Here is a 2,879-nt window from a genome sequence, read left to right as displayed (position 1 = left end):
GCTTTCGCGGGAATGACGTTATTGTTAGTATAATTGTTAATATTATCGAGTTTTGCAAGTGGCTCAAGATATTAATTTTAAAAAGCGATAGAAAATTGGTAGGTCGATCGGTCGATCAAATATGCTTAGAAATTAAATCTTCTAATTTTGCTCGAGCTACCAAGCCAACTATCTGTTCGACAACCTGACCATCTTTAAATAACAATAAAGTCGGGATAGCGCGCACTGCATAGCGACTTGGGGTATTAGGATGGTTATCAATATTCATCTTGGCGACTTGTAATTTACCTTGATATTTGCCAGCAACCTCATCAATGATTGGAGTAAGTGCGCGGCAAGGCCCACACCACTCAGCCCAAAAATCAACTAAAGTCGGTAATTTTGCTTGTAAAACCGTAGGTTCAAAGTCGTTATCGCCTACGATAATGGCGTCTTGTCCCATTTTTTTACCTCCGAGAATTAGGTTTTCAATTAACTAATGTTTAACATGTTGTGTCAATGTAAACATTTTTTCATTTTACATAAATAGCAAGTGATAACTTATGTACTATGCGTATGTATATAGTAGAAGGCAACTGTCGCAATTGATTTTTTCTTAAAATGCTTAAATGCATCAGCAAGTGAAATTTACGGTGACCACAGATGATAACCGGTTTAGACAGGCTTTTAACAAATCCTGAACGTTATTTGGGGCAAGGTCGTATTGGTTTATGTGCAAATCCAGCGACTATTGATATTAGTTTTAACCACGCGCTTGATCTCATGCATGCTGATAAACGCATTAATCTTACTTTGCTATTTGGTCCAGAGCATGGTCTGCGTGGTGATGCACAAGATATGGTTAGTGTTGCAGATAGCTATGACGCGATTACTGGCATACCTGAAGTTAGTCTTTATGGTGCTAGTGAAAGTTCATTAACCCCAAGCGCTGAGCAACTTGCTCGTATAGATACTTTGGTTATAGATATTCAAGATATTGGAAGCCGCTATTATACTTATGCTGCAACCATGGCTTTTTGTATGCAGGCTGCAGCAAAAGCTGATGTTCGCGTAGTAGTATTAGATCGGCCAAATCCAATTGGTGGTATGCAAATCGAAGGAGGTGGTATTGAACCAGGTCTAGAGAATTTTTGTGGGTTATATTCTATACCGCAACGTCATGGTTTAACTATGGGCGAGCTAGCTCGTTTATATCAAAAGAGTTATGGACTTAATTGCGAGTTGACTATTATAGCCTGTGAAGGTTGGCGGCGGTCACAATATTTTGATGATACTCAACTGCCTTGGGTCATGCCTTCTCCTAATATGCCGACTCTTGATACTGCGATTGTTTATCCTGGCATGTGTTTAATTGAGGGGACAAATATTTCTGAAGGTCGTGGTACTACTAGACCCTTTGAATTAGTGGGCGCGCCGTTTATTAATGGCCGTGTTTTAGTGGAAGCTTTAAATAAATTAGAACTTGATGGTGTGGTTTTTCGCCCTTGTGTTTTTCGCCCAACTTTTCATAAACACATAAACCAAGCTTGTGGTGGGGTGCAATTGCACGTAACTGATCGCCAATCATTTTTACCATATCGTACCGGGCTTGCGATAATTTGGTGTATTAAGCAGCTATGGCCAAATTTTTTTGGGTGGCGGCGTGAACCTTATGAATTTCGTCCTGATGTCCCGGCGATTGATTTACTCACTGGCACACCGAGAGTGCGAGAGCTTATCGATAGTGGCGCCGATTTTAATAAGGTTATGAAAGCAGCAATATTTGGTGGTGAACAATATGATGCACAAAGAGAGCAAGTATTTTTGTATGAATGAGTAAACAGCTGATGGTATTACAACATTTGCCAAGGCAGGTGCTGCCAAGGCAGGTGCTGCCAAGGCAGGTGCCAGACACCAATGCTGATCATTTCAGAAAAATCTTAAACAAATTCAGCTTGTTATTGTTGCCCTACGAGTGCACTTGCAACATCTCGCTCACATTCAGTGGGCGGCTTCGATAGCTGATTTTTAACATTTGAATGATACTAAAATTTTTCTCGTGGTAGCGCCAATAGGACCGTAGGTATGGCACGTGAACGAAGCGTCATGCGACAGCACGAAGTCGATAAGCTTCATTCGCTACTCACAGTCATTGGCAACTGCTGCTCTTATCGAAGTTGTAAAGTGAAGATGAACGAGCCATACGAGGGACTTGGCGCGGCCACTGGCATTGGTGTAGGACACCGTCGGCGATCCAGAAATATTGTTCAAAAGTTGAGATTAAAATACCATTTTTTACATTAGGATAATTTCGCCAAGCATTGGATTTAATGTGTTGTACAAAACATAAGCAGTAGCTTGAAACTGGTGTCAGGGTCTAACACCTATATTCCAGTCCTCTGGTAGTTTGATGGTATAGCCAAAATCAATGGTTTCTTTTTTGCCAGCAGGGATGTTGAGCTTCCAGGTTATAAGACCGCGATACTTATCCAGCGCATATCCTTTTGTGGTGTTCTTCTTATCAAGTTCGACCTTGACGTCTTCTATTTTCGATACCGGGATGTTTTCGCGAATCTCTACTATCTGCCTTTTGGGTGAGTTGTTGGTGATAGTAATACTATAGCTACGTTCCATTCCTTTAGTAGAACTCAAAAAGCTAGGGTCATTGTTTACGCGTTTGATGGTCAGTCTTTCGGTTTTGAAAGATTCATCGATACCGAACGAGACTTCCATCGGTTCAGAGGCAGCTGTATAGTTACAGTAGGTGTCGCCTACATAGGAATCACCGCGAAAGGCATGGAGCGTGCCGGGTAATAGCTGACTCTTGATCTCATCTCTGTAATTGATCGATTTTATTAGGCTTTACTGGATGCCCTCTTTCGAGGGCATGACGTAGAGAG

At 41.5% G+C, this 2,879-nt stretch carries 3 protein-coding genes; 1 reads left to right on the top strand and 2 read right to left on the bottom strand.

Translation table 11 applies throughout. The features are described 5' to 3' along the window. Nucleotides 1–115: 115 nt before the first annotated feature. Nucleotides 116–442, bottom strand: coding sequence for a thioredoxin (gene trxA, locus JW841_18840; protein ID MBN1962993.1), 327 nt, complete (start codon nt 440–442; stop codon nt 116–118). A gap of 200 nt (nt 443–642) precedes the next feature. On the opposite strand from trxA, the gene JW841_18835 reads away from it, so the two are divergent. Next, nucleotides 643–1,815: a DUF1343 domain-containing protein gene (locus JW841_18835; protein ID MBN1962992.1), complete on the top strand. Its 1,173-nt coding sequence runs from the start codon at nt 643–645 to the stop codon at nt 1,813–1,815. Between the two features lie 534 nt (nt 1,816–2,349). Here JW841_18835 and JW841_18830 read toward each other — a convergent pair. Further along, nucleotides 2,350–2,712, bottom strand: a complete 363-nt coding sequence (locus JW841_18830; GenBank protein MBN1962991.1) for a DUF4139 domain-containing protein — start codon at nt 2,710–2,712, stop codon at nt 2,350–2,352. Between the last annotated feature and the right edge of the window lie 167 nt (nt 2,713–2,879).

The organism is Deltaproteobacteria bacterium, assembly GCA_016931625.1.
Classification (GTDB): domain Bacteria; phylum Myxococcota; class XYA12-FULL-58-9; order XYA12-FULL-58-9; family JAFGEK01; genus JAFGEK01.
Note: the sequence above shows the minus strand (reverse complement) of the source record. Positions and strands in the feature narration are given on the sequence as shown.